A 1,921-nucleotide genomic window follows, 5' to 3' on the forward strand; every position below is an offset into this window, starting at 1 on the left:
GTCGCGTGCCAGCGCCGCCAGGCGGCGCGGCGCGTGCTGGCCGTGCACGCCGTCGGTGGTCAGCACGAACAGGTCGCCGGTCTGCAGCTCGGCCTGCAGGTAGTCGACGCGCACGCCGTCGTCCAGGCCGATCGCGCGGGTCAGGCGGCCGCGCTGGTCGGGGTGGTCGAAGCCGTGGTCCTGCGTCAGCTGCACCAGCTCGTCGCCGCGCAGCAGGTGGGCGCGGGTGTCGCCCACGTGCGCCAGCGTGAAGCCGTGGCCGCGCAGCACCAGGGCAGTCAACGTGGTCATGCCCATCGCATCGTGCGCGCTGCGCTGGCGGCGCCGGTTGTGGTCGACCAGCCAGCGGTTCTGCGCGGCGATCACGCGGTCGAGGATGGCGGTGGCATGCCAGGTGTCGGGCGCGGCGAAGTAGTCCTGCACGACGCTCATCGCGGTGGTCTGTGCCGCCTCGAGGCCGAGGCCGCCGGACGACACGCCGTCGGCGATCGCCGCGATCAGCCCGCGCGCCGCGTCGTCGCCGTCGGGCACCGGGCAGGCGGCGAAATCCTCGTTGCGCGGGCGTGGCCCCGCCAGGCTGAAGTGGCCGATCTCGACGTCGAAGCTCATGGGCCGCGAGCGTACCGCGTGTCCGGCTGGCCCCCCTTTTGCTTTTATCGCTGCGCAAGCGGCTGGAACTGGAGCGTGTGATGAAGAAGATGAAACTCGTGATGGTCGGCAACGGCATGGCCGGGGTGCGCACGCTGGAAGAGCTGCTGAAGATCGCGCCCGACCTGTACGACATCAGCGTCTTCGGGGCCGAGCCGCACCCGAACTACAACCGCATCCTGCTGAGCCCGGTGCTGGCCGGCGAGCAGACGCTCGACGAGATCGTGCTGAACCCGCTGAGCTGGTACGAGGAGCACGGCATCACGCTGCACCTCGGCAAGAAGGTGGTCGACGTCGACCGGCGCAACCGCGTCGTGCGCGCGGCGGACGGCACCGAGGAGCGCTACGACCGGCTGCTGGTCACGACCGGCTCGAACCCGTTCATCCTGCCGATCCCGGGCAAGGACCTGGAGGGCGTGATCGCCTACCGTGACATCGCCGACACCAACACGATGATCGAGGCCGCCACCCGCTACAAGCACGCGGTGGTGATCGGCGGCGGGCTGCTGGGGCTGGAGGCCGCCAACGGCCTGATGCTGCGCGGCATGCAGGTCAGCGTGGTGCACGTGGCGCCGTGGCTGATGGAGCGCCAGCTGGACGACACCGCCGGCAAGCTGCTGCAGAAGTCGCTGGAGGCACGCGGGCTGAAGTTCCTGATCGGCGCGAACACGCAGGCGCTGATCGGCGACCGCGAGGCCGGCACCGCGGGCCGCGTGATGGCGGTGCAGTTCAAGGACGGCACCGAGGTGCCGGCCGACCTGGTGGTGATGGCGGCCGGCATCCGGCCCAACACCGAGCTCGCCGAGAAGATCGGTCTCCATTGCAACCGCGGCATCGTCGTCACCGACACGATGCAGACGGTGACCGACCCGCGCATCTACTCGGTCGGCGAATGCGCGGCGCACCGCGGCATCGCCTACGGGCTGGTGGCGCCGCTGTTCGAGCAGGGCAAGGTGTGCGCGACGCACCTGGCGGAGTTCGGCATCGGCCGCTACACCGGCTCGCAGACCTCGACCAAGCTGAAGGTGACCGGCATCGACCTGTTCTCGGCCGGCAACTTCATGGGCGGGGCCGATTGCGAGGAGATCGTGATGAGCGATCCGTTCGGTGGCGTCTACAAGAAGCTGGTGATCAAGGACGACAAGCTCGTGGGCGCCTGCATGTACGGCGACACGGTGGACGGCAGCTGGTACTTCAAGCTGCTTCGCGAAGGCCGCACCATCTCCGACATCCGCGACAAGCTGATGTTCGGCGAATCGAACATCGGCGACAC

At 69.3% G+C, this 1,921-nt stretch carries 2 protein-coding genes; one reads left to right on the forward strand and one right to left on the reverse strand.

Features of this window, described 5'->3' with window-relative positions; translation table 11 throughout:
* Nucleotides 1-609: PP2C family protein-serine/threonine phosphatase (locus AC1D01_RS32490; protein ID WP_477873620.1), on the reverse strand; the 609-nt coding region annotated here is incomplete at its 3' end.
* Between the two features lie 80 nt (nt 610-689).
* Between AC1D01_RS32490 and AC1D01_RS32495 the strand changes: the two genes are divergently transcribed.
* Nucleotides 690-1,921 (forward strand): NAD(P)/FAD-dependent oxidoreductase (locus tag AC1D01_RS32495; RefSeq protein ID WP_477873621.1); only part of this gene is annotated, 1,232 nt, incomplete at its 3' end.

The sequence above is a fragment of the Rhizobacter sp. P3_B12 genome (genome assembly GCF_056402895.1).